Origin of the sequence: Trinickia symbiotica (assembly GCF_003028655.1) — a bacterium.
Classification (GTDB): Bacteria; Pseudomonadota; Gammaproteobacteria; order Burkholderiales; family Burkholderiaceae; genus Trinickia; species Trinickia symbiotica_A.
In genome coordinates this window covers 406,508-429,857 of sequence record NZ_PYUC01000003.1, presented here as the reverse complement: position 1 = coordinate 429,857, position 23,350 = coordinate 406,508, and the positions used below count along the sequence as shown (strand labels likewise).

The following is a 23,350-nucleotide window of genomic DNA, read 5'->3' as shown; positions in this document are numbered from 1 at the left end:
TTATTGGTTCTAGCGTGCAACGTGAGACGTAAGATAGATGACATGCCAATCGCCGCGGGATGCCGCGAGGCAGCCTGTACGAGCAGCGCATGCGAAGCGCACGTTTCGTGCGGGTGCCCTCCGATGCCGCTCAAACGCCGAGCAGATCGTGCAGCACCGGCATCTTGCTTTCGAGCTCGCTCGCGACGAAGCGCTCGACGATGCGGCCGTGCTCCATCACGTAGAAACGATCCGCGAGCGGCGCGGCGAAGCGAAAGTTCTGCTCGACCATCACGATCGTGTAGCCGCGCGCCTTCAGCGTCAGGATCATGCGCGCGAGCGTCTGGACGATTACGGGCGCGAGGCCTTCGGAAATTTCGTCGAGCAAGAGCAGATTCGCGCCCGTGCGCAGGATCCGCGCGACGGCGAGCATCTGCTGCTCGCCGCCGGAAAGACGCGTGCCCTGGCTCGCGCGGCGTTCCTTGAGATTCGGGAACATCTCATAGATTTCGTCGATCGACATGGCGTCCTTCGCGCTGCCGACCATCGGTGGAAGAATCAGGTTCTCCTCGCACGAGAGGCTCGAAAAAATGCCGCGCTCCTCGGGGCAAAAGCCGACGCCGCAGTGCGCGATCCGGTGCGTGGGCAGCCCGATGGTCTCGCGCTCGCCGATCTTCACCGAGCCCGTGCGGCGACCCGTGAGCCCCATGATCGCGCGCAGCGTCGTCGTGCGCCCCGCCCCATTGCGCCCGAGCAGCGTCACGACCTCGCCGCGATTCACGGTCAGATCGACGCCGTGCAGAATGTGGGATTCGCCGTACCAGGCCTGCAACCCTGTGATCGTCAGCGCGGGCGTGCCCTGCCGCGCTTCCTCGATCACGCCGCCCGCCTCGATGTTTTCGCGTTGCGTGTCGTTCATCCGTGCGTCCCCGTCAACGCGGCGTCGGCGCTGCCCATGTAGGCCTGCATCACGAGCGGGTTCTTCGATACTTCGGCATAGCTGCCTTCGGCGAGCACCTCGCCGCGCTGCAAAACCGTGATCGTGTCGGAGATCCCCGCGATGACGTTCATGTTGTGCTCGACCATCAGAATCGTGCGACCCGCGGAGACCTTCTTGATCAGCGCTGTCACACGATCGACATCTTCGTGGCCCATCCCCTGCGTCGGCTCGTCGAGCAGCATCAGCTCGGGCTCCATGGCAAGCGTCGTCGCGATCTCGAGCGCGCGCTTGCGGCCGTACGAGAGCTCGACCGTCAGCGTATCGGCAAAATCGGTCAGGCCGACCTGTGCAAGCAATTCTCTCGCGCGTTCGTCGAGCTGCCGCAGCAAACGGTCGCTGCGCCAGAAGTGATAGGCGGTGCCGAGCGTGCGCTGCAGGCCGACGCGCACATTTTGCAAAACCGTCAAATGCGGAAAGACGGCTGAAATCTGAAACGAGCGAATAATACCGCGCCGCGCAATTTGCGCCGGTTTTTCACGCGTGATGTCGATATGGTTGAAAACAATTTGCCCGGCCGTGGGCTCGAGAAACTTCGTAAGCAAATTGAAGCACGTCGTCTTGCCGGCGCCGTTGGGGCCGATCAATGCATGGATCGAACCGCGGCGCACGCGTAGATTCACCCCGTTGACGGCGGTGAATCCCTTGAACTCCTTCGTAAGGCCGCGCGTTTCGAGAATCGTATCGCCCAGAATCATGTCCCCTTCCATGCGAAGTGACGAAGCATGCCATTGTTGGTGCGCGCCCGGTCGGCGTCGCCATTCGTTGCGAGGCTTCGATCGGGTCGCCCCTTTCTTTGGCATGGTGCGTCATTTCGGGAAGGTCGGCCCCGCACCATGCGGCACCGCGAATTGTCTCGCCATTGATGCAGCGCAATCATTGGGATTTGCACTTAGGCTAATTTGCGTAATCGGCGCGGAAATTGCAGCGTGGAGGCGCCGCCTCAACCGACCGCCCAACCCACCGTCCAACCGTTCGGCGCCGCGCGGCGGGCGCGGCTTTCGTCAGGCTCGTCAGGCTCGTCAGGCGGCCGGCGCAGGCGCCGACGCGGATGCTGTCTCCGGCGCGCACGCGCCGACGGCGCGTCCCGCCCGGGCATGACGGTCGGCACGGATCATCTCGCTTGCACGCTCGGCGATCATCAGCGTCGGCGAGTTCGTATTGCCGGACGTGATCGTCGGCATCACGGATGCGTCGACCACACGCAACCCCTCCACGCCGATGACGGAGAGCCGAGCGTCGACCACGGCGCCCGGGTCACCGATCGTGCCCATTCGGCATGTGCCGACCGGATGAAAGATCGTCGTGCCGATCGCGCCGGCCGCTTTCACGAGCTCGTCTTCGGTCTGGAACTCGATGCCGGGCAGAATCTCCCGTGGCGCGTACGGTGCGAGCGCGGGCGATGCCACGATGCGACGAGTGAGACGCAAGGCGTTGGCCGCCACGTGCCGGTCATAATCGGTCGAAAGGTAATTCGGCGCGATGAGCGGCGGGGTATGCGGGTCAGGCGATTCGATATGAATGCTGCCGCGCGAAGTCGGCCTCAAGGGGCACGCCGACGCCGTAAATGCGTTGAAGCGATGCAGCGGTTCGCCGAAACGATCGAGCGAGAGCGGCTGTACGTGGTATTCGATGTCGGGACGTGTGATCGATGGGTCGTCGGTGGAGGACTTCGCAAATGCGCCCAGCTGCGATGGCGACATCGACATCGGGCCGCTCCGCGATAGCGCATATTGCGCGGCGATCCAAAATTTGCCCCACCAGTGCGCCGAAAGAGTGTTGAGCGTGCGGACGCCCTCGACACGATACGCCATGCGCAATTGCAGGTGGTCCTGCAGATTCTCGCCGACGCCGCGCAGATCCTGGACGACCTCGATGCCGACGCGTTGCAGCCGTTCGCCGTTGCCGATGCCTGAGAGCTCCAGCAGCTGCGGCGAGTTCACGGCACCGGCCGCGACGATCACCTCGCAGCGTGCACGCGCGATGAACCTGCGAGCATCGTTGTTGCCACGCCGATACTCGATCCCCGTGCAGCGTTTGTGTTCCATGGTGAGCCGGTGCACATGGGCGTTCGTGACTATGGTCAGATTCGGACGTGAGAGCGTGGGCCGCAAGAACGCTTTCGAGGCGTTCCAGCGCACGCCGCGTTTCTGATTGACTTCGAAGTAGCCGACGCCTTCATTGTTGCCGCGATTGAAGTCGTCAGTCGCCGGAATGCCCGCCTGCTGCGCCGCTTCGTGAAACGCCTCGAGTATCTTCCATTTGAGACGTTGTTTTTCGACGCGCCATGGACCGCCGGCACCGTGCCATTCGTTGGCCCCGCCATGATGATCTTCGCTGCGCTTGAAGACAGGCAGGACCGCGTCCCACGACCATGACGGATCGCCCGTCACGCGCGCCCACTCGTCGTAGTCCTCGCGCTGCCCGCGCATGTAGATCATGCCGTTGATCGACGAGCTGCCGCCGAGCACGCGTCCGCGCGGATATGAGAGCGCGCGCCCGTTAAGGCCCGACTCGTTGCACGTCCGGTAAAGCCAGTCCGTGCGCGGATTGCCGATGCAATAGAGATAGCCGACGGGCACATGGATCCACGGATAGTTGTCCTTGCCCCCCGCCTCGAGCAGCAGCACGGTCACGTCGCGATCCTCGGAGAGCCGGTTGGCCAGCACGCAACCGGCCGTGCCGGCGCCGACGATCACGTAGTCGAATTCGCCCGCGGGGATCGTTTCGTCAGTCATGATGTCGCCTCCACGCTCACTTTGTTCGCGACTCTTCCCCAAAAGGAACGGGGCTCGAGTGCGCTTGTAACAGCCGGTAACCAAAACCCTTCGCGAGCCCGCTTCCGGCGCGGCCTCTCGCGACGCCGCGCTACGGCCTGCCCGAACCGCCTGAGACGCCCGCGCGGCCTGCCTCTTCGCGGCGCGCCTTCAGATAATCGTTCCACGCGGCGCGCGCGGCGGGCTCGAGGCCTTCCTCCGGCACCGCCGTGCGACGCTGTACAATCAGCAACGCATACGGCTTGGAGAGCGCGCTTGCCTCCTTGCACAAGCTCAGCTCGTCGCCTGTCGAAGGTGAACGGGTTCGCCAGAAGTTGATCGCGGCTTCCAGTTCGTTGATCGTAATTTCGGACATATGATTCGCGTGATGGCTGTGTGGCTACCCGCGGCTTTCGGCCGATCGCTTGTGGCGGCACGCGCTGGATGTGGCCGCGGGGCTCCCGCGAACAGCGCACCCGCCTTGCGAGTCGCGTGCTGAATGCCTAACCCATTGTACTTGAGCGACCTCCATGCGACTTCTCCTGATCGAAGACGACCGCCCCATCGCGCGCGGTATCCAAAGCAGTCTCGAACAAGTCGGCTTCACCGTCGACATGGTTCACGACGGCATCTTCGCCGAGCAAGCCCTGACGCAAAATCGCCACGAGCTCGTCATTCTCGATCTGGGCTTGCCCGGTATCGACGGCATGACGCTGCTCTCGCGCTTCCGTCAAGGCAACCGGCATACGCCAGTCATCGTGCTGACGGCGCGCGACGAGCTGAACGACCGCGTCCAGGGTCTGAACGCTGGCGCGGACGACTACATGCTCAAACCCTTCGAACCCGCCGAGCTCGAAGCGCGCATTCGCGCGGTGATGCGTCGAAGCGGTCCCGCGAACGACGCGCCGCGGCCCGAAGTGTCATTGGGCGGCGTGCGTCTTTCAGGCGTCGACCGCCGCATCTTCAACGAAGACAAGCCGCTCGAGCTTTCGCCGCGCGAGTTCGCCGTGTTGGAGATGCTGCTGCTGCGCCATGGGCGCGTCGTCAGCAAGGCACAACTGCAGGATCACCTGACGCACTTCGGTGGCGATCTCGGCGACACGGCGATCGAAGTCTATGTGCACCGCGTCCGCAAGAAGCTCGAAAACTGCCGAGTCGAAATCGTGACGGTGCGCGGCTTCGGCTATCTGCTGCAGGAAATTCGTCAGGCTTCGTAAAGGATCGCGTCTAGTCGATCATGCATCACCCCGCTGCAACCAGTCTGCGCCGTTCGCTGCTGCGGCGCCTCGCGGGGCCGCTGTCGCTGCTCGCCTTGATGAGTGGTCTCATCGCCTACTGGCTCGCCTGGCAGTACACGCAGCACGTGATCGACCGGTCGCTTGCCGATCTGGCGGCGGCCATTTCGAAGCAAATCCAGATAGCCGGACCGAACGCGCGAATTTCAGTGCCGCCGCTCGCACAGGCGATGTTCTCCGACCCCGCCCAGCACCTGATCTATCGGATCAGCGACGGCGAACGCGATATCGCCGGCGATCGCGATTTGCCGCTCGACGGCAAGAGCGTGCGCCAATTGCGCTTCGCCTATGTCTTCGAAACGCAGTATCACGATATGCATGTTCGCGTGGCTCAGGTTCGCGTCACGCAGCCGGACGGCAGGCCGATCATCGTCGAGGTGGCGCAGCGGCTACGCCATCGATACCGAATCGCGGCCGAGTTCCTCGTCGCCATCATGATGCCGCTGCTGCTGTTGCTGTTTGCCGGTTGGGGGATCGTCTGGCGCGTCGTCAATCAGCAGCTCGGCCCGTTGACGGCACTTGCCGATTCGCTGAACCGGCAGACGCACATGTCGCTCGAGAAGGTCGACGAAACGCATGTTCCGGCGGAGATCCGTCCGCTCACGAGCGCGTTGAACGCACTGCTGGAACGGTTGAAGGCCGCGCTCGACGCCCAGCGCAAATTCATTGCCGATGCCGCCCATCAACTGCGCACGCCGTTGACGGCGGTGAAGCTGCATGCGGAACAGGCGGCGAACGCGCGCGATCCGAATCAGACGCTCGCGGCCGTGCGCGAATTGCGCGCGGCAGCGGACCGGGCCGTGCGACTTTCCAATCAACTCCTTTCGCTCGCGCGAGCGGAACCCGGTGCGCAGACGGCGCGCTTCGTCGATGTCGATATCGCCGCGCTTGCATTCGAGACGGGTGCCGAATGGGTGCCGAGGGCCCTCGCCGCTCATGTCGATCTCGGCTTCCAGCGTCTCGACGATCCGAGCAACGACACGCCGCTCATCGCGCGCGGTAACCCTGTTTTGCTGCGGGAAGTCGTCGCGAATTTGCTCGACAACGCGCTCAAGTATGCGCCGTCGGCTCGCCGCGAGGGCGCGCGCGTCACGGTGACGGTCACGCGGCTCGACGCCGCGCGGGGTGCCGTTGCGCAGATCGTCGTCGAAGACAATGGCTCAGGCGTCCCAGTCGCGCTGCAGGCCGATCTTTTCAAGCGATTCTTCCGCGGCGACAGGGGCAACTCGGACGAGGAAGGCGTCGACGCGGGCGCGGGCCTCGGCCTGGCGATCGTCCACGACATCATGAATCTGCATGGCGGCGACGTGCAATACGCGGACGCGCCCGATGGCGGCGCCCGGTTCATCCTGCGCATCCCGCTCGCGGGAGAGGCGCAGGCGCCGACCGACGCGAAGCCGCACGCCGAAGCGGCTTCGGCATTGCGCGACAGCTGAAAAGCCGGGCTTTCAGCGCGGTGCGCTCAGCCCTTGCCGTTCTTGCCGTTCTTGCCGTTGCCTTTCGGCGCGAGCATCGTGCCGCGGCATTTGCGTGCGCCGCAGCGGCAGCCGTATTCCGCCTTGAGCTTCTTCGTGAGCCGCACGTCCACCACGAGGCCGTAGTCGTAGAACAATTCCTCGTCGGCATCGATATCGCGCAACGCGTGAATGAACACGCGTCCTTCGATTTCCTCGGCCTCGCAGTTCGGCGCGCATGAATGATTGATCCAGCGCGCGCTGTTGCCGTTCACGTTGCCGTCGATGACGCGGCCGTCCTCGAGCGCGAAATAGAACGTATGGTTCGGTTCGTCGGGATTGTGCGGATGCCGGCGCTGCGCTTCCTTCCACGAGATCCGCTCACCCTTGTACTCCAGCAGCCGCTCACCCGCGCTGAGCGGCGCGGAGGCAAACACGCCCTTGCCATGCACACCTGAACGGCGCACGACCAACTTGCGTGAACTCATCGACGAATCCTCAGAAAACCAACTATGCCGCTACCGCGGCGCGCACGCGTCGCCGCACATGAGAGCGCTTTCGACCATGGGATAGAAAACGCGGCGCCCGATGGGCGCCGCGTCGGCAAGTGACGTCATGTCCGTCACAAAACGTGATCGTACACGCTGACGATATCTTCGTTCAACGTCGAACTCAGCTCTGCTGCGCGAAGATCTTCCAGATTTTCTTCTGCGTCGCGGAATCGGCCTCCTCATGCGCCTCGCAATCGAGGCGCAGCTCGACGTCGCCCAACGAGACGCCGAGCGCCAGGCACCGATGCGGTGCCCTTTTTGCGTTTTTGCTTGGTTCCAAATGACGGCACGTCATGCACATCCTATGTGCCGGGATGTCGCCCTGGACCTGGAGCTGGCGGATCATCTTCAACAGCGTGCGATAGAAGATGGCCTGCTCGTCGCCGCCGAGCGTATCGATCGCCGTGCTGAGAAAATCGGGCCATTGGAGCGCACGCTTGGCCGCCGTGCGACCTTTGCCCGTCAAGCGCACGGCAAGCGCGCGCCCATCCTCGTGCGCACGCCGCTTTTCGATGAGGCCCTTCGCTTCGAGGGTGCTGACGGCATCGCTCGTCGTAGCGGCAGTCAGCGCGGTCTCGCGCGCGATCTCCCCGAGCCGCAATGGCATCTTGCGCTGCATGAGCAGAACGAGTATTTCCCCTTGCGTCGGCGTCAATCCGGCACTTTCCGCCCATTCCCACGCCTGGCTGCGCATCGCCGTATTCAATCTCAGCAAACTATGGGTCACCCGCCCCGTCGCTTGCTCTCCGTATGCACCTTCGCTCATAGTCTTTCTTCGCTATTCGCCATTGACAGCATGCCGCTGCTGATCCGGTTGCCAGTGTGCGCCTACCACGCGACGCGCCGCAACCTCCGTGGGATGACTCGCCCTCTCGAGCCTGTCGAATTTTACTATTCCCGAGTCTATCGCTCGACGTGGGATCAATTTTTCATCTGTCGAGACGGTACGACGCACACCCGAGTCTACGCTTGCAAGCAATGCGCAGCGTCGTTCACGCGATAACCCTCTAAAGCGCCGAGTCCGCCATTTTAAGCGAGCGAACGCGTCTGTCGAGCCAGTTATTCGCGAAAATCTGTGGATAAGTCGTGTATAACCGCGTGAGTCTTCTGTGGCACGATCTTCGATAACTTACGAATCCCAAAAAGTGCGACCCGAGTTATGAGCCGCATCTTTCGGTCATGCACGTTCGGTCCACGCGGTTATCGTTTGCGCATGCCGTTGAAGCATCGGCAAGATTTGACGTTTTCCACAGCGCCGGCCGTGGCTTGTTAACTACTACTACTTTTGTATACGTCTTAAGTTAAACAAACCTAGAAACTGCGCCAGCGCACGCACTGTTGCCGTACTGCCTCGTGGAGCGACTTCTCTTTGGCGACGACACTTCGCAGCCACGTCGCATCGTTCATCTGTTCGCGCGCGATAACGGCGATCTGATCGAGTGCGGCACCCGAATGAAGCGCCTGAGCGTGGGGTGCGATCGTCTCGAGCGTATCGAGAATATCTTCGAAGATCGTGCGACGCGCGCCGGTTTGCGGATCGATGCAGGTTCCGCCCAGGCCGAAGCGGCAGGCCTCGAAGCGGTTGAACGTGTAGACGAGGTAGTCGTCTTCTTTCGGCGTGAAAGGCTTGTCGACGAGCAGATGGCGTGCAAGCGTCTGGATGTAGCAGGCGATCGCCGCGGCCCGGTCGATCGATAGCGGCGTATCCATCACGCGCACCTCGATCGTGCCGTAGCCGGGCTTCGGCCGGATATCCCAGTAGAAATCCTTCATGCTGTTGACGACGCCCGTCGCCACCATCTTCGAAAAGTACTCTTCGAAGCCGTCCCAGGTCAGCACGAACGGCGCGCGGCCCGATAGCGGAAAGGCGAACACCGAGTTGAGCCGTGCCGAGTGAAACCCCGTATCCACGCCCTGGACGTACGGAGAAGAAGCCGAAAGCGCGATGAAATGCGGAATGAAGCGCGACATGGCATGAAGCAGGAAGAGCGCGCTGTCGGCGTCGGGGCAGCCGATGTGAACGTGTTGGCCGAATACGGTGAATTGCTTCGCCAGATAGCCGTAGAGCTCCGACAGGTACTGAAAGCGCGGCGCGTCGAAGATTTGCCGCTCGGTCCAATGCTGGAACGCATGCGTGCCGCCGCCGCAAAGACCGACGTTGAGCTGATCCGCCGCGGCCACGAGCGTGTCGCGAATCGTGCGCAGCTGAGAGAGCGCTTCTTCGTGCGACGTGCAAATGCCCGTCGAAAGCTCGATCATGCTTTCGGTGATCTCGGGCGTGATGTTTCCCGGAATCTTCTGGTCCTTGACGAGACGCATCAGATCCGATGCCGCTTTCGTCAGATCGTAGTCGTGCTTGTTGACGACCTGGATCTCGAGCTCGACACCGAACGTAAACGGTTTGGAGTCGACGAAGGGTTCAAGTGCCATATTTCTTTCCTATTCTGAAACGGCCGGACGCTCACGCGCGGCGCTCGCCGACGAGCGTCAGGCTCCGATAGACGATCCAAGGCCCGACGAGCTGCAAGACGACGATAGCGCTGAGCGCGACGGCCCGCAGCGTGGGATCGAACTGCGGATAGAGTTGGTAAGTGTCGTCGACGAGCAGATAAGCGAGCGCCGACATGGGAGCGAGCGAAAGTCCGAGCGCGAGGCCTTGCTTCCATCCGAGACCGCTCGGCTTCGCGAACGCGAGCACGCCGACGAGCTTGGCGACGAAGCGCGCGACGATGAGGCCGAGCGCCGCGACGCCGCCGATCGCCACATCCTTCCATTCGAACGACGTGAGCGTCAGCACGAACAGAATCACCGTGAGCAGCCAACCCGCCGTGCCGAAGTGCTGCGGCCAAAGCTGCGGTTTCTCCTCCAGATTCTTCACGACGATGCCGGCGGCGAGCAGGCTCAGGATCGTCGAGAGCTTGAAGATGTTCGCCACGGCGATCGCAAGCAGCACGAGCCCGAAAAGCGCGACGAACGAGTGCTCGTCCTGCATGTTGACGCGCCGGTAAAAGAACATGCAGGCGCGCGCAAGCAGGAACGCGACGATGAGCGAGCCGGCAATCAGGTAAAGCGGCTGGACGATGGTGGCGAAAACATTCCCGTAGACCTCCTGATGAAGCCAGGCGGAGACGATCTTCTCGACGATGACGGCATACATGCTGTTGAGCGCGGTGAGCGTGAGCAGCCGCTGCGTCACCTGCCCTTCGGCGCGCAGCTCCGTCTTGAGCTGAATGACCATCGCCGGTGACGTCGACATCGAAATAGCCGCCAGCACGGTCGCGACGGGCGGCGAAACTTTCGCGAACAACAAGACCACGAGCACGAGCGCGAACGTCAGCGTCGCTTCGGTCAGGCTCGACAGAATCAGCCAGGGATTACGGCGGACCCAGCGCAGATCGAGCCGGCTGCCGAGCTCGAACAGCAACAGTCCGAGCCCGACGTCGAGCAGCAGCCGCGACGTATCGATCATGTCGGCATCGATCGCGCCGACGCCGGCCGAGCCGGCGATGAGACCGATGACGGCATACCCGGAAATGCGGGGCAGGCGCCATGCCCGGTAGCAGAGCTCGCCGCATAGTCCCGCGACGAACAAGGCGAGTCCCGCCCAGAAGATACCGTTCAGTGGGAACGGCCAACTCGGCAGAAAGGAAAACGCCGATGTCATGAATAGCTTCTCCTTTACGGACAAGCCGCCCTCGGATATCGGGAAAGCGGCTGGTGTGCGTGCTCGTCCGATCGGGCATGAGGCCGACGGACGCGGATGGCGGCAGCCGGCGAACCGGCCCCGGGCCGGCGGACATCACCGGCACCAGGCAATGCCCGCTCGAATTCGACGGGCCGACCTACGGCGAATTGCCGGCAACGCGTTCGCGGTGAGCGGCGCTCACGCTGCCTGGCGAGATGAATGAGAACGGACGCGGCCGCTCAGGTCTGAGATTCCGAAGCGGCTTTCGCCGTTCCGTCGAGCCCCGCAATTTTCCAGGCTCGGACGTGCAACGCATGCAGGAAGAACGCGGATTGTGCCACAACCTGCGCGTTCTGTAGCCATTCGTCACCGATTTGTCGCGATTTCGGTAGAAATGACGCGCAACGGTACAGGTCGCGGAAAAACTATCCGATTTCGAGCCTCGATGGCTGCGCGCATCGGACAGCAGACAGCGCGATTCCGCCAACGATTTCCCGCATTCACCGTCCGTCCTGATCTCGCAGTCGAGCACGGGCACGTCGTTGGTTTACATGTTTACGTATGTATACAAGTAGTAGCAGTTAACAAGCTGCTCCGAATTCTGTGCATAACACGCGTTTGTCGCTTCGAATCAACGGGTTGGAAAACGCATAACCTTCTGCGCACCGTGTGAGGCGCCGCCGGGTTTCGCGGCACAACTTTTCGACGTTGTCCGCCCGTCCGTCGTTTGTCCCGTTTACGTCCACATCGATTTCACAGCGATTTCAGCCGCTCTTCGCCACGTTACCCACAGGCATCGGTGGATAAGGTAGCGGTTATCCCCGCGCTAACTGGCTCTCTTTCCGCTACGAGTCTTACGCGAAGCGATCCGCCAGACCGTGGCGCAGCGCACGGAGCAGATAACGCGCCGGATCGAGCGACTCGGCGAGGTCGCGTTCCAGCGGCCACGGTTCCCCTTCGATCTGCGAGGCGACGAGCTCGGCCGCGAGCGCCGCCCACACGAGGCCGCGCGAACCGAACGCGAACGCGCCGTAAAGCCCTTCGGCACGAGGCATGTCGAGGGGCCAGGCGCCGCGCAGGCTCGCGGCTTGCATCTCGCTCGCGCTCTCGTCGGCAAATTGACCGGCCATCGGCAGGCGATCGCTCGTGACGCAGCGAAAACCGACGCGGCCCGCGAGCGTTGCCGCATCGATCGCGGCGAGCTCGTTCGTCAACGAGGGAATCAGTTTCGACAGCCGTGCAAGGTTTTCGACATGACCCGACGGGCGAATGGCCGCGTCTTCGTCGTCGGGTTCGTACGTGGCGCCCGTCAGCAAGCCGTCGGCTAGCGGCACTGCATAGCCGTCGCCGATCACCGGGACTCGTAAGCCTGTCGCAAAGCGCGGCGGCAGCTGCGTGAGTTGGCCGCGCACGATGCGCGTCGGAATGTGGCGCAAGCGGGCGAGACGAGCCGCATCGTGCGCGTTCGCGACGATGACGACAGGCGCGCGGGCGACGAGGCGGCCGGCATCGTCGATCACGCTCCAGGCAGCGCCTTCGCGCTCGATCCGAGCGACTTGTACTCCACCGCGCCAGCTCGATGCATGAGCAGCACCCGCGCACAGCGCGGCCGCCAGTGCCGCCGGGCTCAGCGAGCCCCCTTGCGGATAAAAGCAGCCGCGAACCGACAGACCTGTCAGTGCCGCGCCTGCGAGCGCTTGCGCTTCGCCAGCCGACAGCATTCGTGCGAACTCGGCCGGGAAGGCGTAGGCCGTAATCGCTTCAGCGAGCGCTTGCTCTTCCGCTTCGTCGGCCGGCAAATGGAGGAGGCCATTCGCGCTGCGCTCGAATACGTGGCCGGCCTCTTCGAGCATACGCCAGCGATCGAGCGCGTAAAGGAAGCCCGCTCGCGAAATGCGCGAGGCGACGCTGTCGTCGCGCGAAAGCAGCGGATGAAAGACGGCGCCTGGGTTGCCCGACGTCTCGCTGGCGACGCGTGCATGACGGTCGACGAGCGTCACGTGCCAACCGCGCGCGACGAGTCGCTCGGTCACCGCGCAGCCGGCGAGTCCGGCGCCTATCACGACGGCTTGCCGCTCGGTACAGTCGATCGGCAAAGGCGGTTCGTGACGCCGCACGCGCCAGCGCGGCGCGAATGTGCCGACGAGCATCTCGCGCTTGCCGGCGAACCCTTGCGCCTTGGCGCAGAGGAAGCCGGCCGCTTCGAGCCCGCGTCTTACGTGACCGGCGCTCGTGTAGGTCGCGAGCGTCGCGTCTTTCCCGGCGAGGCGCGCCAGCGCCTTGAAGACGGGCGGCGACCAGAGATCGGGATTCTTCGCCGGCGAAAAGCCGTCGAGATAGAACGCGTCGGCGCGCAACCAAAGCTTCGGGAGTAGCTCGAGCGCGTCGCCGAAAGCGATCGTCAATGTGACGCGCCCTCCTTCGAATTCCAGCCGGTGAACGCCGGGGAGCGGCAGCGGCCAAGCGTCAGCGAGCGCGCGGGCGAGCGGCGCGATGGTTGCATCCGCAACGATCCGCTCGTGAAGCGCGCGCAGGTCCTGTGCGGAAAACGGGTGTTTTTCGATGGAGACGAAGGCGAGGCGCTGAGCTCGCGCCGGGTCGCGGCGCCAGGCGGCCCAGGTCGCGAGGAAATTGCCGCCCAGCCCAAAGCCCGTTTCGAGAATCGTGAAAAGCCGCCTGCCGCGCCAGCGGGAAGGCAGCCCGTTGCCGCCGATGAACACATGCTGCGCCTGCGCGAGCGCACCGGCGGCGCTGTGATAGACGTCGTCATAGGCGGGCGAATACGGCGTGCCGTCGTCGCGAAAGGCAAGCGTGGCGGGTCTGAGAGGAGCGGTCATGGCTTTTCGGGAACGTTGGCAAAATCCAACGTCGGCGTGTGGCAACCCCGCGAATCCCTTGGCAGACGGGGTTTTCGAGTACGACAATGCGGGAAACCCAGCAGCGACAAGGTTAAGAAGCGTTAAATTCTTCGGAAGCCTTGCCGTTATTGGGTTTGCGCTGAGCTATCATAGCAAGCGCCGCACGACCGTTGCGCCGGGGCCCGGCGCCGCAGCCGGTGGCGCTCGCTTCGCCACAGCTACAGGACGGCACAGCTTGCGTACGATGATGGGCGTAATTCGCGCCGTCAGTGTCAATTCAATCTGAAAAGAGGAACGTTAATGAACAAACAGGAACTGATCGACGCCGTCGCAGGTCAGACGGGCGCCAGCAAGGCTCAGACTGGCGAAACGCTGGACACCCTGCTCGAAGTGATCAAGAAGGCGGTGTCCAAGGGGGACTCGGTTCAACTGATCGGCTTCGGCAGCTTCGGCTCGGGTAAGCGCGCAGCCCGCACGGGCCGCAACCCGAAGACGGGCGAAACGATCAAGATCCCGGCGGCGAAGACCGTGAAGTTCACGGCGGGCAAGGCTTTCAAGGATGCGGTCAACAAGCGTTGAGCTCAGCGCTCGATGTCTCGTCGAGAACCCGCCGATACGGCGGGTTTTTTTTCGTCTTCGATTCTCGCGAGAAGCCGCGGCGCTGGCGCCGGGCGTCAATGCACGATCTGGCCGGTCCCGTCTTCGTCGCTGTCTTCGGCGCCGAGGTCCCACATCGGGAAAGGATCGGCAAAGCCAGCCCAGCCGGAAGGACCAAGCGCGTATTCGTCGTCGGTCAGCAGACATGCATCGAGCTTGGTGCGCCAATATGCCGCGTCGAGATCGACGCCGATCATGACGAGCTCCTGACGCCGATCACCTATGGTCATGTCGTTTGCGTCGCCGTGCCAGTCGGCCGCGATTTCGGCCGCGAGCTCCGCGTCTTCGGGCCATTCCTCGCGCGGCTGAGCCGCCCACCAGAAACCGGCCGGACCGTGTCGGCATGCGCCGCCCGCCTGCGAAAGCGAGCCGACGACGTCATGACGCGTCGCGAGCCAGAAAAAACCCTTGCTGCGCAAAACGCCACGCCACTCCTCGTGCAAGAGCGCCCATAGCCGCTCCGGGTGAAACGGCCGCCGCGCACGGTAGACGAAGCTGTCGATTCCGTACTTGTCGGCTTCGCCCCTATGCTCGTGGTGCTCGTGCGCATGCTCGTGATTCCGGTCGCCGGTTTCGTCGTGCGAGTGCGCGAGCGATGCGAGCCAGCCCGGCGCATTTGCGGCCGCCTCGAAATCGAAACGCTTGGTATCGAGCACTTCGCGCAGCGGCACGGCGCCGAAGCGGCTCACTATCTGAATCGCGCGCGGATTGAGACGGGCAAGGATGCGCTGCAGTCGGGCGAGCGTGTCCGCATCGACGAGGTCGGCTTTGTTGACGACGAGCACGTCGCAGAACTCCACCTGCTCGATGAGCAGCTCGACGAGCGTGCGATCGTCCTCGGCGCTCGCGGCGAGGCCTCGCTCCGCGAGTGCATCGGACGATTCGTAATCGCGTAGAAAGTTGAGCGCGTCGACGACGGTGACCATCGTATCGAGGCGCGCCGCGTCCGAGAGCGAGACCCCCTCGTCATCGGTCATAGCGAACGTTTCGGCGATCGGCATGGGTTCGGCGATGCCTGTCGATTCGATGACGATCGCATCGAAGCGGCCCTCGCCCGCGAGTTGCCGGATCTCGGTCAGCAGATCGTCGCGCAACGTGCAGCAGATGCAGCCGTTCGACATCTCGACGAGCCGTTCCTCTACGTGCGACAGCGTCGCGGCCTCACGCACGAGCGAGGCGTCGATGTTGACGGTCGCGAGATCGTTGACGATGACGGCGACGCGCAGGCCGGCGCGATTGGCGAGGATGTGCTTGAGCAGCGTGGTCTTGCCCGCGCCGAGAAAACCCGACAGCACGGTAACGGGCAAAGGAGGCTGATTCATGATGGTCGATCGGATAGGAGAAAGAGGCGGCGTGCGGCCGGCAAAACGCGGCGCAGGCAGCATTTTGCACCAATCGCGGGGTGCCGGGCGTTGAGGGCGCGTTCACGCCGATTGAGGGTTTGATGAGCCGAGATCGCGCCAAGATCGACGCAGCTCGCGAAATTGCTGTTAGAATGCCGGCCTGCACGACATGCGCAGTATTCCGCGATTCAGCTAGCGTTGCGCCTGCAACAGCTTCCAACGGCTGAGAATATCGACGATCTGGCGCGCATAACGATCGCGCAGGGCCGGGGTTTCAGAGTGGTACGCACCCACGGCTTCCCATGTGTTCCCGTACTTGTTCATCTTTTGTCGCAGGTGCCAGGCTGCGATATAGACGTTCTTGCACGGCTCCATCAGCGTCTCCGACGAAATCCCGTACTGCTTCAGTACAGGCAGGTGCACGGAGTTGATCTGCATGAGTCCGTAGTCCGTCGAGCCGTTGACGTTCTTGTGAAGCGCGTCCGGCGTGTTATGCGATTCCTGCCAGGCGATGGCGCGCAGGATCAGCGGGTTCACTTTCTGGTAACGGGCCGCTTCGTCGAAGCAATCCGCGCGTGCGCCGACGCTCGCAAGGCTTGCCGACAAACTGGCGGCAACCATTACGATGGCTCGCGCGATGAGCTTCGTCCGATTATTCCGAACGATGGTCGAATCAATCGTTCGACCCACTGCCGATACCAAGTCGCCTTGCATTTTCTTACCTTGCCTTACCTGTGTCTTTTGTGTCGCCCTTTTATGTTCCATGAACCGAAGCGCACGCTCGGCGCCCGGGAAAACCCGGGTCACCGGAGCATTCCATCGAAAATGTCCGCTCGTATCATACCGGCTGAGGGAACGTCCGCAAACCGGCCGGACGGACATAAGCGAGCCGGGCACGGACAACTTGATGTCGAGCGGCTCACTGCAGCCCGCTGCTGCCCGCCTTTTGGGGAAATGGCGCAGGTCTCGAACTTTGTGATTATTGGGACATAAAAAGCTGCTAATGTTCGGCTTTTCAGCGGCGGCGCACCGGGCCGAAAGGGCCGTGCCTCGGCGCGCCGCGGTGGATTGCCGCGGAGAGCCGCTTATCGCTTTCGCATTCAACTCTGATTCCATGACAAGAAACCCTAGGGCATTGCGCCGCATCGCCACCGCGTTCTTGATCGCGGGCTTGATGACGACACGATTCGCGTATGCGGACGTCTCGCTCAACTTCGTCAACGCGGACATCGATCAGGTCGCGAAGGCGATCGGCGCCGCCACCGGCAAGACGATCATCGTCGATCCGCGCGTCAAGGGGCAGCTCAACCTCGTGTCCGAACACCCGGTCCCCGAGGATCAGGCGATCAAGACGCTCGAATCCGCGCTGCGGATGCAAGGCTTCGCCCTCGTGCAGGATCACGGGGTGCTCAAGGTCGTTCCCGAGGCAGACGCCAAGCTTCAAGGCGTGCCGACCTACGTCGGCAACTCGACGCCCGCGCGCGGCGATCAGGTCATCACGCAGGTATTCGAGCTTCATCACGAATCGGCGAACAACCTGCTGCCCGTGCTGCGCCCGTTGATCTCGCCGAACAACACGATCGCGGCCTACCCCGCGAACAACACGCTCGTCGTGACCGATTACGCCGACAACGTGCGACGCATCGCCGCGATCATCGCCGGCGTCGACAGCGCGGCGGGTCAGCAGGTCGAAGTCGTGCCGCTGAAGAACGCCAATGCGATCGACATGGCGCAGTCGCTCTCGAAGATGCTCGATCCCGGCGCGATCGGAAGCACCGATGCGACGTTGAAGGTCTCCGTGCAGGCCGATCCGCGCAGCAATTCGCTCTTGCTGCGCGCGTCGAACAAATCGCGGCTCGCGATGGCGAAAAAACTCGTGCAGCAACTCGATGCGCCGAGCTCCGAGCCGGGGAACATGCACGTCGTCCGACTGCGCAACGCCGACGCCGTCTCGCTCGCGAAGACGTTGCGCGGCATGATGGGCAAAGGCGGCGGAGAAGGCGCCACGTCGAGCGCGGAAACGAGCAACGCCAATACCTTCAATGCGGGCGGCGGCGCGGCAGGCGCTCTCTCGACCGGCACGGCCGGCACGCCACCGCTTCCGTCGTCTTATAGCGGATCGCTCGGCAGCAGCAGCGGCGGCGGGTTGGGCTCGTCGGGCGGCATGGCGGGCGGCGGGTTGGGCAAGGCCGGCTTTCTGGGCCAGGCGCAAGGCGGCGGCGGCGCAGAGGAGAACCCGGCTGGCGGCATGATCCAGGCCGACGCGGCGACGAACTCGCTCGTCATCACGGCATCGGATCCCGTCTATCGCAACCTGCGCTCGGTGATCGACCAGCTCGACGTGCGGCGTCCGCAGGTCTATATCGAGGCACTCATCGTCGAACTCACCGCGACGAACCAGGCAAATCTCGGCATTCAATGGCAGGTCGCGACGGGGGCGCTCTATGGGGGCACCAATCTCTCGACCGGCCAGAGCGGTCTCGGCAACAGCATCGTCAACCTGACGGCCACCGCTGCGACGAATGGCTTGCCGGCGGCGTTGGCCGCCACGGGTACGGGCGGCCAGGGTCTCAATATCGGCTGGCTGCGCAACATGTTCGGTGTGCAGGGCCTCTCCGGCTTGCTGCAGTACTTCTCCGGCACGAGCGACGCGAACGTGCTGTCGACACCTAACCTCGTCACGCTCGATAACCAGGAGGCGCAGATCATCGTCGGTCAGAACGTGCCCATCCCGACGGGTCAATACACGAACCTGACGAGCGGCACGGGAAACACCGCGTTCAACACGTATGATCGTCGCGACGTCGGTCTCACGCTGCACGTGAAGCCGCAGATTACCGACGGCGGAATCCTCAAGCTGCAGATCTACACGGAAGATTCGGCGGTGCTCGCCGGCACCCAGACCTCGGTGACCGGTCCGACCTTCACCAAACGCTCGGTGGAGTCGACCGTGCTTGCGGACAATGGCGAGATCATCGTGCTCGGCGGTCTCATGCAGGACAACTACCAGGTGTCGAACAACAAGGTGCCGCTGCTCGGCGACATTCCGTGGATCGGCCAGTTGTTCCGTTCGGAGGGCAAGACGCGTCAGAAGACGAACCTGATGGTATTCCTGCGCCCTGTCATCATCGGCGACAGCGAGACCGCACGGGCCGTGACGGAGAACCGTTACGACTATATCCAGGGCGTCACGGGCGCATATCGGTCGGACAACAGGGTCATCCGCGACAAGGACGACCCAGTCGTGCCGCCGATCCCGGCTGGTCCGAACGAAGGTGGCGCACCCGCGACGAATCTTTTCGACCTCGACAAGATGCGGCGCCAGCAGTTCGCGCCTCCCCCGCCGGCTGGTACGTCGGCACCCGCGCCCCAAGTGACGCCACCGCCGGCGCCGGCAGCGCCGACCTCGAGCGAACCCGGCATCGCACCCGATACCCGTAAAAGCGCCGGGGGCAACTCCGCGCTCGACTTCACATCGTCAAGACCATGAGCACTAGCGTAGCGCCACAGCCGGTTCTCGAGCGGGAGGCACTCTCGCCGCTTGCCGCGCGCCTCGTGCCGTACGCCTTCGCGCGCAACGGCCAGATCCTTGTCGCCCATCAGCGCCCCGAAGGCGTCGAAGTATGGGTCAGCGAACGCACAAGCGACGCGGCGCTCGCCGAGGTTGCCCGCAATTTCGGTGCGTTGACGGCCGTGCGGCTGCCCGCCGACGAACTCGCGCAGGCGATCAATCAAGCGTATTCGCGCAACGACGGCAGCGCGGCGCAAATCGTCGGCGAGGTGGAGGGCGAAGTCGATCTGTCGCGCCTGATGCAGGACATTCCCGAAGTCGAGGACCTGCTGGAATCCGAAGACGACGCGCCGATCATCCGCATGATCAACGCGCTGCTCACGCAGGCGGCGCGCGAGCATGCGTCCGATATCCATATCGAGCCGTTCGAAAATGCGTCGGTCGTGCGCTTTCGCGTGGATGGCACGTTGCGCGATGTCGTGCGTCCGAAAAAGGCGCTGCACGGCGCGCTGATCTCGCGCATCAAGATCATGGCGCAGCTCGATATCGCCGAGAAACGCTTGCCGCAAGACGGCCGCATCACGCTGCGCGTGGCGGGCCGCCCGGTCGATGTCCGCGTTTCGACGCTGCCGACGGGGCATGGCGAACGCGCCGTCCTGCGTCTGCTCGAAAAGGATGCGCAGCACCTGAATCTCGAGGCGCTCGGCATGGGGCCCGATACGCTCGATCAGTTCGACAAGCTGATCTCGCGGCCGCACGGCATCGTTCTCGTGACGGGACCGACGGGTTCGGGCAAGACGACGACGCTCTATGCGTCGCTCTCGCGGCTCGAGACGACGACGACGAACATCATGACGGTCGAGGACCCGATCGAGTATGACCTCTCGGGTATCGGCCAGACGCAGGTCAACGAGCGCATCGGCATGACATTCGCGCGCGCGTTGCGCTCGATCCTTCGTCAAGACCCCGACGTCATCATGATCGGCGAAATCCGCGATCTCGAAACGGCGCAGATCGCCGTGCAGGCCTCGCTGACCGGTCACCTCGTGCTGGCGACGCTGCACACGAACGATGCGGCCTCGGCCGTCACGCGTTTGACCGACATGGGCGTCGAGCCTTATCTGCTCGCTTCGTCGCTGCTCGGCGTGCTCGCGCAGCGGCTCGTGCGGCGGCTATGCCCCGCATGCAAGGAAGAGCGCGTCGAGGACGGCCGCCGGCATTGGCATCCCGTGGGCTGCGACAAGTGCGGGCGATCGGGGTACGCGGGGCGGCGCGGCGTCTACGAGCTGCTCGTCATCGACGATGCGGTCCGCACGATGATTCACCACAACGCAGCCGACGCGGAGATTCTCGCGGCCGGCCGCGAGCGCGGCATGCGCACGCTGCGCGAGGACGGCGAGCGCTGGATCGCCTCGGGCGTGACCTCGCTCGAAGAGCTCATGCGCGTGACCGGAGGAGCGTAAGGAGCATGCCGGCATTTCGCTTCGAAGCGATCGATACGGCGGGCCAGGCGCAAAAGGGCGTGCTCGATGCCGATAGCGCGCGCTCGGCCCGCTCGCAGTTGCGCACGCAAGGGCTGACGCCGCTCGTCGTGGAGCCGGCCGGCAGCGCCGCACGCGGCGAGCGCAGCCGGCGCCTCGCGCTCGGGCGCAAGCTCTCCTCGCGCGAGCAGGCGATTCTCACGCGGCAGCTCGCGAGCCTGCTCATCGCCGGCTTGCCGCTCGACGAAGCGCTTTCGGTGTTGACCGAGCAGGCCGAGCGCGACTACATCCGCGAGCTCGTGGCGGCGATTCGCGCCGAAGTGCTGGGCGGCCACTCGCTCGCCAATGCGCTCGCGCAGCATCCGCGCGACTTTCCCGACATCTATCGCGCGCTCGTCGCGGCCGGCGAGCATACGGGCAAGCTCGGGCTCGTCCTGTCGCGGCTTGCGGACTACATCGAAGGGCGCAATGCGCTCAAGCAAAAGATCGTGCTTGCGTTCACGTATCCGGCCGTCGTCACCGTCATCGCTTTCGGGATCGTGACGTTTCTGCTCAGCTATGTGGTGCCGCAAGTCGTGAACGTATTCGCGAGCACGAAGCAGCAGCTGCCGATCCTGACCGTCATGATGATGGCGCTCTCGGGCTTCGTGCGGCACTGGTGGTGGGCGATTCTGATCGGCGTGGCCGTCGTCGTCTATCTCGTGCGCGCGGTGCTCGCGCAAGCGGGGCCGCGGCTCGCCTTCGACCGATGGCTGCTGACGGCGCCACTCGCGGGCAAGCTCGTGCGCGGCTACAACACGGTGCGCTTTGCGAGCACGCTGGCGATTCTGACGGCTGCCGGCGTGCCGATCCTGCGCGCGCTGCAGGCCGCGGGCGAAACGCTCAACAACCGCGCGATGCGCGGCAACATCGACGAGGCGATCGTGCGCGTGAGAGAGGGTACGTCGCTCTCGCGCTCGCTCGGGAACACGAAGACGTTTCCGCCCGTACTCGTGCATTTGATCCGCTCAGGCGAGGCGACGGGCGATGTGACGACCATGCTAGATCGCGCGGCCGAAGGCGAGGCGCGTGAGCTCGAGCGGCGCACGATGTTCATGACGAGTTTGCTGGAGCCGCTGCTGATTCTGGCGATGGGCGGCGTGGTGCTCGTCATCGTGCTGGCAGTGATGCTGCCGATCATCGACTTGAACAATATGGTGCAGTGACTGGCCCACGTTCCCGAGCGAGGACGCCTGGGAATAGCGAGCGGGCTCCATGGACTGGAGCCCCAGGCGCGAGCGACTTATCAGCGAACGTAGATGGTCGGGCCGCCGCCGGTGTTCGCGGGCAGAAAGACTTCGGAGCGCGCACCGTTGTGATCGATGACGATCGATCGTGCGCGCACTTCGGCGAGCTTGCTGTCGTCGCCGAGGCTGCCGCCGAGCGAAATCGCATGTGGCGGTTCGTCGCCGACGCTGACGATCGCCGCGGCGCCTTCCCTCAGCGAAAGGATGCCGAAGAGCTTGATGGCGCGGTTGATCGCGGGCGTGAGCTTGCCGCCGAAAAGCGTCGCCGCATCGTCGACCGATGCGGTCTGCGCGACGGCGGCGGCGCGCGGCGGCGCGGGTGGACGCGCGCTCAGCACGACGATCCAATAGGCCAGCGTCGCGCAGAAAACCGCGAACATGAATAACGACAGCAGACGGACATGTAAGGAGTTCATGCGCAGTATTGTACGGAGTATTCCTGCATTTGCGCGTAACGGCGTGGCGCTTCGAGCCGCGCATTACAATCAGCGGCCGAATCGAATGCCGTGCCACGCGGCAAGATTCTGAACCCATTTTCGAACGAGGTAGGAACGATGCAAAGGTGGACCCAACGCCGTAACGAGATTGCCGCGTCGCGCGCGCGGCGCCATCGCGGCTTCACGCTGATCGAGATCATGGTCGTGATCGCGATCCTCGGCATTCTCGCCGCGCTGATCGTACCGAAGATCATGAGCCGGCCTGACGAAGCACGCCGTGTCGCGGCGAAGCAGGATATCGGCTCGATCATGCAGGCGCTCAATCTTTACCGGCTCGACAACGGCCGCTATCCGACCCAGGACCAGGGTCTGCCGGCGCTCGTCCAGAAGCCGGCGACGGATCCGGTGCCGAACAATTGGAAAGACGGCGGCTACCTGGAAAAGCTGCCGAACGATCCGTGGGGGCATCCGTATCAATATCTGAATCCCGGCGTGCACGGCGAAATCGACGTGTTCAGTTACGGTGCCGACGGGAAGCCGGGCGGCGATGGCAACGATTCCGACATCGGTTCGTGGCAATAAGGTGTCGATTCGATGAAGACTTCGCGCCACGCGGGATTCACGCTGCTCGAGATGCTCGTCGTGCTCGTGATCGCTGGCCTGCTCGTCTCCCTCGCGTCGATTTCGCTCACGCGCAATCCGCGCACCGACCTCAATGAGGAGGCGCAACGCCTTGCGCTGCTGTTCGAATCGGCGACGGACGAAGCGCAGGTGCGTTCGCGTCCGATCGCGTGGGAGCCGGTCGCGGGCGGATTCCGCTTCGACGTTCGCACGCAAGACGGCTGGCGGCCGCTGCAGCGCGACGAGCTGCTGCGCGAGCGGCGCTGGGAAGGCGGCGTGACCGACGTGTCGATCGATTACCCGGGCTCGGATCTGCATCCCGATCGGCTCGTGTTCGGCGTGGAGAGCATCGGGGCCGCCGTGACGGTCACGCTCTACTCGGCCGTCGGGCGCGCGACGATCGTCGGCACCGGCAACGGCCGCTTCGAGGTGCGCTGAA

Annotated in this window: 20 protein-coding genes; 8 read left to right on the top strand and 12 right to left on the bottom strand. The window is 63.8% G+C overall.

Features of this window, described 5'->3' with window-relative positions:
* Positions 1-130: 130 nt before the first annotated feature.
* The 4 genes from C9I57_RS08070 to C9I57_RS08055 form a co-directional block, all read right to left on the bottom strand.
* Positions 131-898 carry an ABC transporter ATP-binding protein gene (locus C9I57_RS08070; protein ID WP_107150082.1) on the bottom strand — a complete coding sequence of 256 codons (768 nt, stop codon included), beginning with the start codon at positions 896-898 and terminating at the stop codon, positions 131-133.
* Positions 895-1,674 carry an ABC transporter ATP-binding protein gene (locus tag C9I57_RS08065; RefSeq protein ID WP_107150081.1) on the bottom strand — a complete coding sequence of 260 codons (780 nt, stop codon included), beginning with the start codon at positions 1,672-1,674 and terminating at the stop codon, positions 895-897. The genes C9I57_RS08070 and C9I57_RS08065 overlap by 4 nt, the downstream gene beginning before the upstream one ends.
* Positions 1,675-1,998: 324 nt before the next feature.
* Positions 1,999-3,714, bottom strand: coding sequence for a GMC family oxidoreductase (locus C9I57_RS08060; protein WP_107150080.1), 1,716 nt, complete (start codon positions 3,712-3,714; stop codon positions 1,999-2,001).
* 130 nt (positions 3,715-3,844) lie between these two features.
* On the bottom strand, positions 3,845-4,108 hold the full coding sequence (locus tag C9I57_RS08055; RefSeq protein ID WP_107150079.1) for a DUF3717 domain-containing protein: 264 nt from the start codon (positions 4,106-4,108) through the stop codon (positions 3,845-3,847).
* A 154-nt stretch (positions 4,109-4,262) separates the two neighbouring features.
* On the opposite strand from C9I57_RS08055, the gene C9I57_RS08050 reads away from it, so the two are divergent.
* Together C9I57_RS08050 and C9I57_RS08045 are read left to right on the top strand one after the other, a co-directional pair.
* Positions 4,263-4,949 (top strand): response regulator transcription factor, encoded by a 687-nt coding sequence (locus tag C9I57_RS08050; protein ID WP_107150078.1) that lies wholly within the window; start codon positions 4,263-4,265, stop codon positions 4,947-4,949.
* A gap of 20 nt (positions 4,950-4,969) precedes the next feature.
* The gene (locus C9I57_RS08045) at positions 4,970-6,463 is read left to right on the top strand and encodes a sensor histidine kinase (protein ID WP_107150077.1); all 1,494 of its coding nucleotides are present in this window, start codon (positions 4,970-4,972) and stop codon (positions 6,461-6,463) included.
* Between the two features lie 26 nt (positions 6,464-6,489).
* Here C9I57_RS08045 and C9I57_RS08040 read toward each other — a convergent pair whose 3' ends face one another.
* From C9I57_RS08040 to mnmC, 5 genes are all read right to left on the bottom strand, one after another.
* On the bottom strand, positions 6,490-6,969 hold the full coding sequence (locus C9I57_RS08040; RefSeq protein WP_107150076.1) for an SET domain-containing protein: 480 nt from the start codon (positions 6,967-6,969) through the stop codon (positions 6,490-6,492).
* Between the two features lie 184 nt (positions 6,970-7,153).
* A complete protein-coding gene (locus C9I57_RS08035; protein ID WP_107150075.1) occupies positions 7,154-7,798 on the bottom strand; it encodes a MarR family winged helix-turn-helix transcriptional regulator in 645 nt (214 codons plus the stop codon).
* Positions 7,799-8,343: 545 nt separating this feature from the next.
* Complete coding sequence (locus C9I57_RS08030) at positions 8,344-9,462, bottom strand: YbdK family carboxylate-amine ligase (RefSeq protein WP_107150074.1); 1,119 nt, start codon at positions 9,460-9,462, stop codon at positions 8,344-8,346.
* A 31-nt stretch (positions 9,463-9,493) separates the two neighbouring features.
* Positions 9,494-10,696 carry a cation:proton antiporter gene (locus C9I57_RS08025; protein WP_107150073.1) on the bottom strand — a complete coding sequence of 401 codons (1,203 nt, stop codon included), beginning with the start codon at positions 10,694-10,696 and terminating at the stop codon, positions 9,494-9,496.
* 875 nt (positions 10,697-11,571) lie between these two features.
* A complete protein-coding gene (gene mnmC / locus C9I57_RS08020) occupies positions 11,572-13,554 on the bottom strand; it encodes a bifunctional tRNA (5-methylaminomethyl-2-thiouridine)(34)-methyltransferase MnmD/FAD-dependent 5-carboxymethylaminomethyl-2-thiouridine(34) oxidoreductase MnmC (protein WP_107150072.1) in 1,983 nt (660 codons plus the stop codon).
* A gap of 321 nt (positions 13,555-13,875) precedes the next feature.
* Here mnmC and C9I57_RS08015 point away from each other — a divergent pair, with 321 nt between their 5' ends.
* The gene (locus C9I57_RS08015) at positions 13,876-14,154 is read left to right on the top strand and encodes an HU family DNA-binding protein (RefSeq protein ID WP_018441348.1); all 279 of its coding nucleotides are present in this window, start codon (positions 13,876-13,878) and stop codon (positions 14,152-14,154) included.
* A 95-nt stretch (positions 14,155-14,249) separates the two neighbouring features.
* On the opposite strand, the gene C9I57_RS08010 is transcribed toward C9I57_RS08015, so the two are convergent.
* Together C9I57_RS08010 and C9I57_RS08005 are read right to left on the bottom strand one after the other, a co-directional pair.
* On the bottom strand, positions 14,250-15,554 hold the full coding sequence (locus C9I57_RS08010) for a GTP-binding protein (RefSeq protein WP_107150071.1): 1,305 nt from the start codon (positions 15,552-15,554) through the stop codon (positions 14,250-14,252).
* Between the two features lie 213 nt (positions 15,555-15,767).
* Complete coding sequence (locus C9I57_RS08005; protein ID WP_085952730.1) at positions 15,768-16,196, bottom strand: lytic transglycosylase domain-containing protein; 429 nt, start codon at positions 16,194-16,196, stop codon at positions 15,768-15,770.
* Between the two features lie 493 nt (positions 16,197-16,689).
* On the opposite strand from C9I57_RS08005, the gene gspD reads away from it, so the two are divergent.
* From gspD to gspF, 3 genes are read left to right on the top strand one after another with little or no spacing between them, the layout of a single operon-like run.
* Complete coding sequence (gspD, locus tag C9I57_RS08000) at positions 16,690-19,065, top strand: type II secretion system secretin GspD (protein ID WP_258187548.1); 2,376 nt, start codon at positions 16,690-16,692, stop codon at positions 19,063-19,065.
* Entirely contained in the window at positions 19,062-20,549 is a 1,488-nt protein-coding gene (gene gspE / locus C9I57_RS07995; RefSeq protein ID WP_107150069.1) for a type II secretion system ATPase GspE, read from the top strand. Before gspD ends, gspE begins: the two co-directional genes overlap by 4 nt.
* A gap of 5 nt (positions 20,550-20,554) precedes the next feature.
* Positions 20,555-21,772, top strand: coding sequence for a type II secretion system inner membrane protein GspF (gene gspF / locus C9I57_RS07990; protein WP_018441343.1), 1,218 nt, complete (start codon positions 20,555-20,557; stop codon positions 21,770-21,772).
* 80 nt (positions 21,773-21,852) lie between these two features.
* Here gspF and C9I57_RS07985 read toward each other — a convergent pair whose 3' ends face one another.
* Complete coding sequence (locus C9I57_RS07985) at positions 21,853-22,269, bottom strand: general secretion pathway protein GspC (RefSeq protein WP_181321764.1); 417 nt, start codon at positions 22,267-22,269, stop codon at positions 21,853-21,855.
* A gap of 138 nt (positions 22,270-22,407) precedes the next feature.
* Here C9I57_RS07985 and gspG point away from each other — a divergent pair, with 138 nt between their 5' ends.
* Positions 22,408-22,872: a type II secretion system major pseudopilin GspG gene (gene gspG / locus C9I57_RS07980; protein ID WP_107150200.1), complete on the top strand. Its 465-nt coding sequence runs from the start codon at positions 22,408-22,410 to the stop codon at positions 22,870-22,872.
* 12 nt (positions 22,873-22,884) lie between these two features.
* Positions 22,885-23,349, top strand: a complete 465-nt coding sequence (locus C9I57_RS07975) for a GspH/FimT family pseudopilin (protein ID WP_107150067.1) — start codon at positions 22,885-22,887, stop codon at positions 23,347-23,349.
* The last annotated feature ends 1 nt before the right edge of the window (position 23,350 follow it).

Coding starts and splice junctions, on each gene's coding strand:
- C9I57_RS08070 (WP_107150082.1), bottom strand. CDS start 898: ATGAACGACACGCAACGCGAAAACATCGAGGCGGGCGGCGTGATCGAG.
- C9I57_RS08065 (WP_107150081.1), bottom strand. CDS start 1,674: ATGATTCTGGGCGATACGATTCTCGAAACGCGCGGCCTTACGAAGGAG.
- C9I57_RS08060 (WP_107150080.1), bottom strand. CDS start 3,714: ATGACTGACGAAACGATCCCCGCGGGCGAATTCGACTACGTGATCGTC.
- C9I57_RS08055 (WP_107150079.1), bottom strand. CDS start 4,108: ATGTCCGAAATTACGATCAACGAACTGGAAGCCGCGATCAACTTCTGG.
- C9I57_RS08050 (WP_107150078.1), top strand. CDS start 4,263: ATGCGACTTCTCCTGATCGAAGACGACCGCCCCATCGCGCGCGGTATC.
- C9I57_RS08045 (WP_107150077.1), top strand. CDS start 4,970: ATGCATCACCCCGCTGCAACCAGTCTGCGCCGTTCGCTGCTGCGGCGC.
- C9I57_RS08040 (WP_107150076.1), bottom strand. CDS start 6,969: ATGAGTTCACGCAAGTTGGTCGTGCGCCGTTCAGGTGTGCATGGCAAG.
- C9I57_RS08035 (WP_107150075.1), bottom strand. CDS start 7,798: ATGAGCGAAGGTGCATACGGAGAGCAAGCGACGGGGCGGGTGACCCAT.
- C9I57_RS08030 (WP_107150074.1), bottom strand. CDS start 9,462: ATGGCACTTGAACCCTTCGTCGACTCCAAACCGTTTACGTTCGGTGTC.
- C9I57_RS08025 (WP_107150073.1), bottom strand. CDS start 10,696: ATGACATCGGCGTTTTCCTTTCTGCCGAGTTGGCCGTTCCCACTGAAC.
- mnmC (WP_107150072.1), bottom strand. CDS start 13,554: ATGACCGCTCCTCTCAGACCCGCCACGCTTGCCTTTCGCGACGACGGC.
- C9I57_RS08015 (WP_018441348.1), top strand. CDS start 13,876: ATGAACAAACAGGAACTGATCGACGCCGTCGCAGGTCAGACGGGCGCC.
- C9I57_RS08010 (WP_107150071.1), bottom strand. CDS start 15,554: ATGAATCAGCCTCCTTTGCCCGTTACCGTGCTGTCGGGTTTTCTCGGC.
- C9I57_RS08005 (WP_085952730.1), bottom strand. CDS start 16,196: ATGGTTGCCGCCAGTTTGTCGGCAAGCCTTGCGAGCGTCGGCGCACGC.
- gspD (WP_258187548.1), top strand. CDS start 16,690: ATGACAAGAAACCCTAGGGCATTGCGCCGCATCGCCACCGCGTTCTTG.
- gspE (WP_107150069.1), top strand. CDS start 19,062: ATGAGCACTAGCGTAGCGCCACAGCCGGTTCTCGAGCGGGAGGCACTC.
- gspF (WP_018441343.1), top strand. CDS start 20,555: ATGCCGGCATTTCGCTTCGAAGCGATCGATACGGCGGGCCAGGCGCAA.
- C9I57_RS07985 (WP_181321764.1), bottom strand. CDS start 22,269: ATGAACTCCTTACATGTCCGTCTGCTGTCGTTATTCATGTTCGCGGTT.
- gspG (WP_107150200.1), top strand. CDS start 22,408: ATGCAAAGGTGGACCCAACGCCGTAACGAGATTGCCGCGTCGCGCGCG.
- C9I57_RS07975 (WP_107150067.1), top strand. CDS start 22,885: ATGAAGACTTCGCGCCACGCGGGATTCACGCTGCTCGAGATGCTCGTC.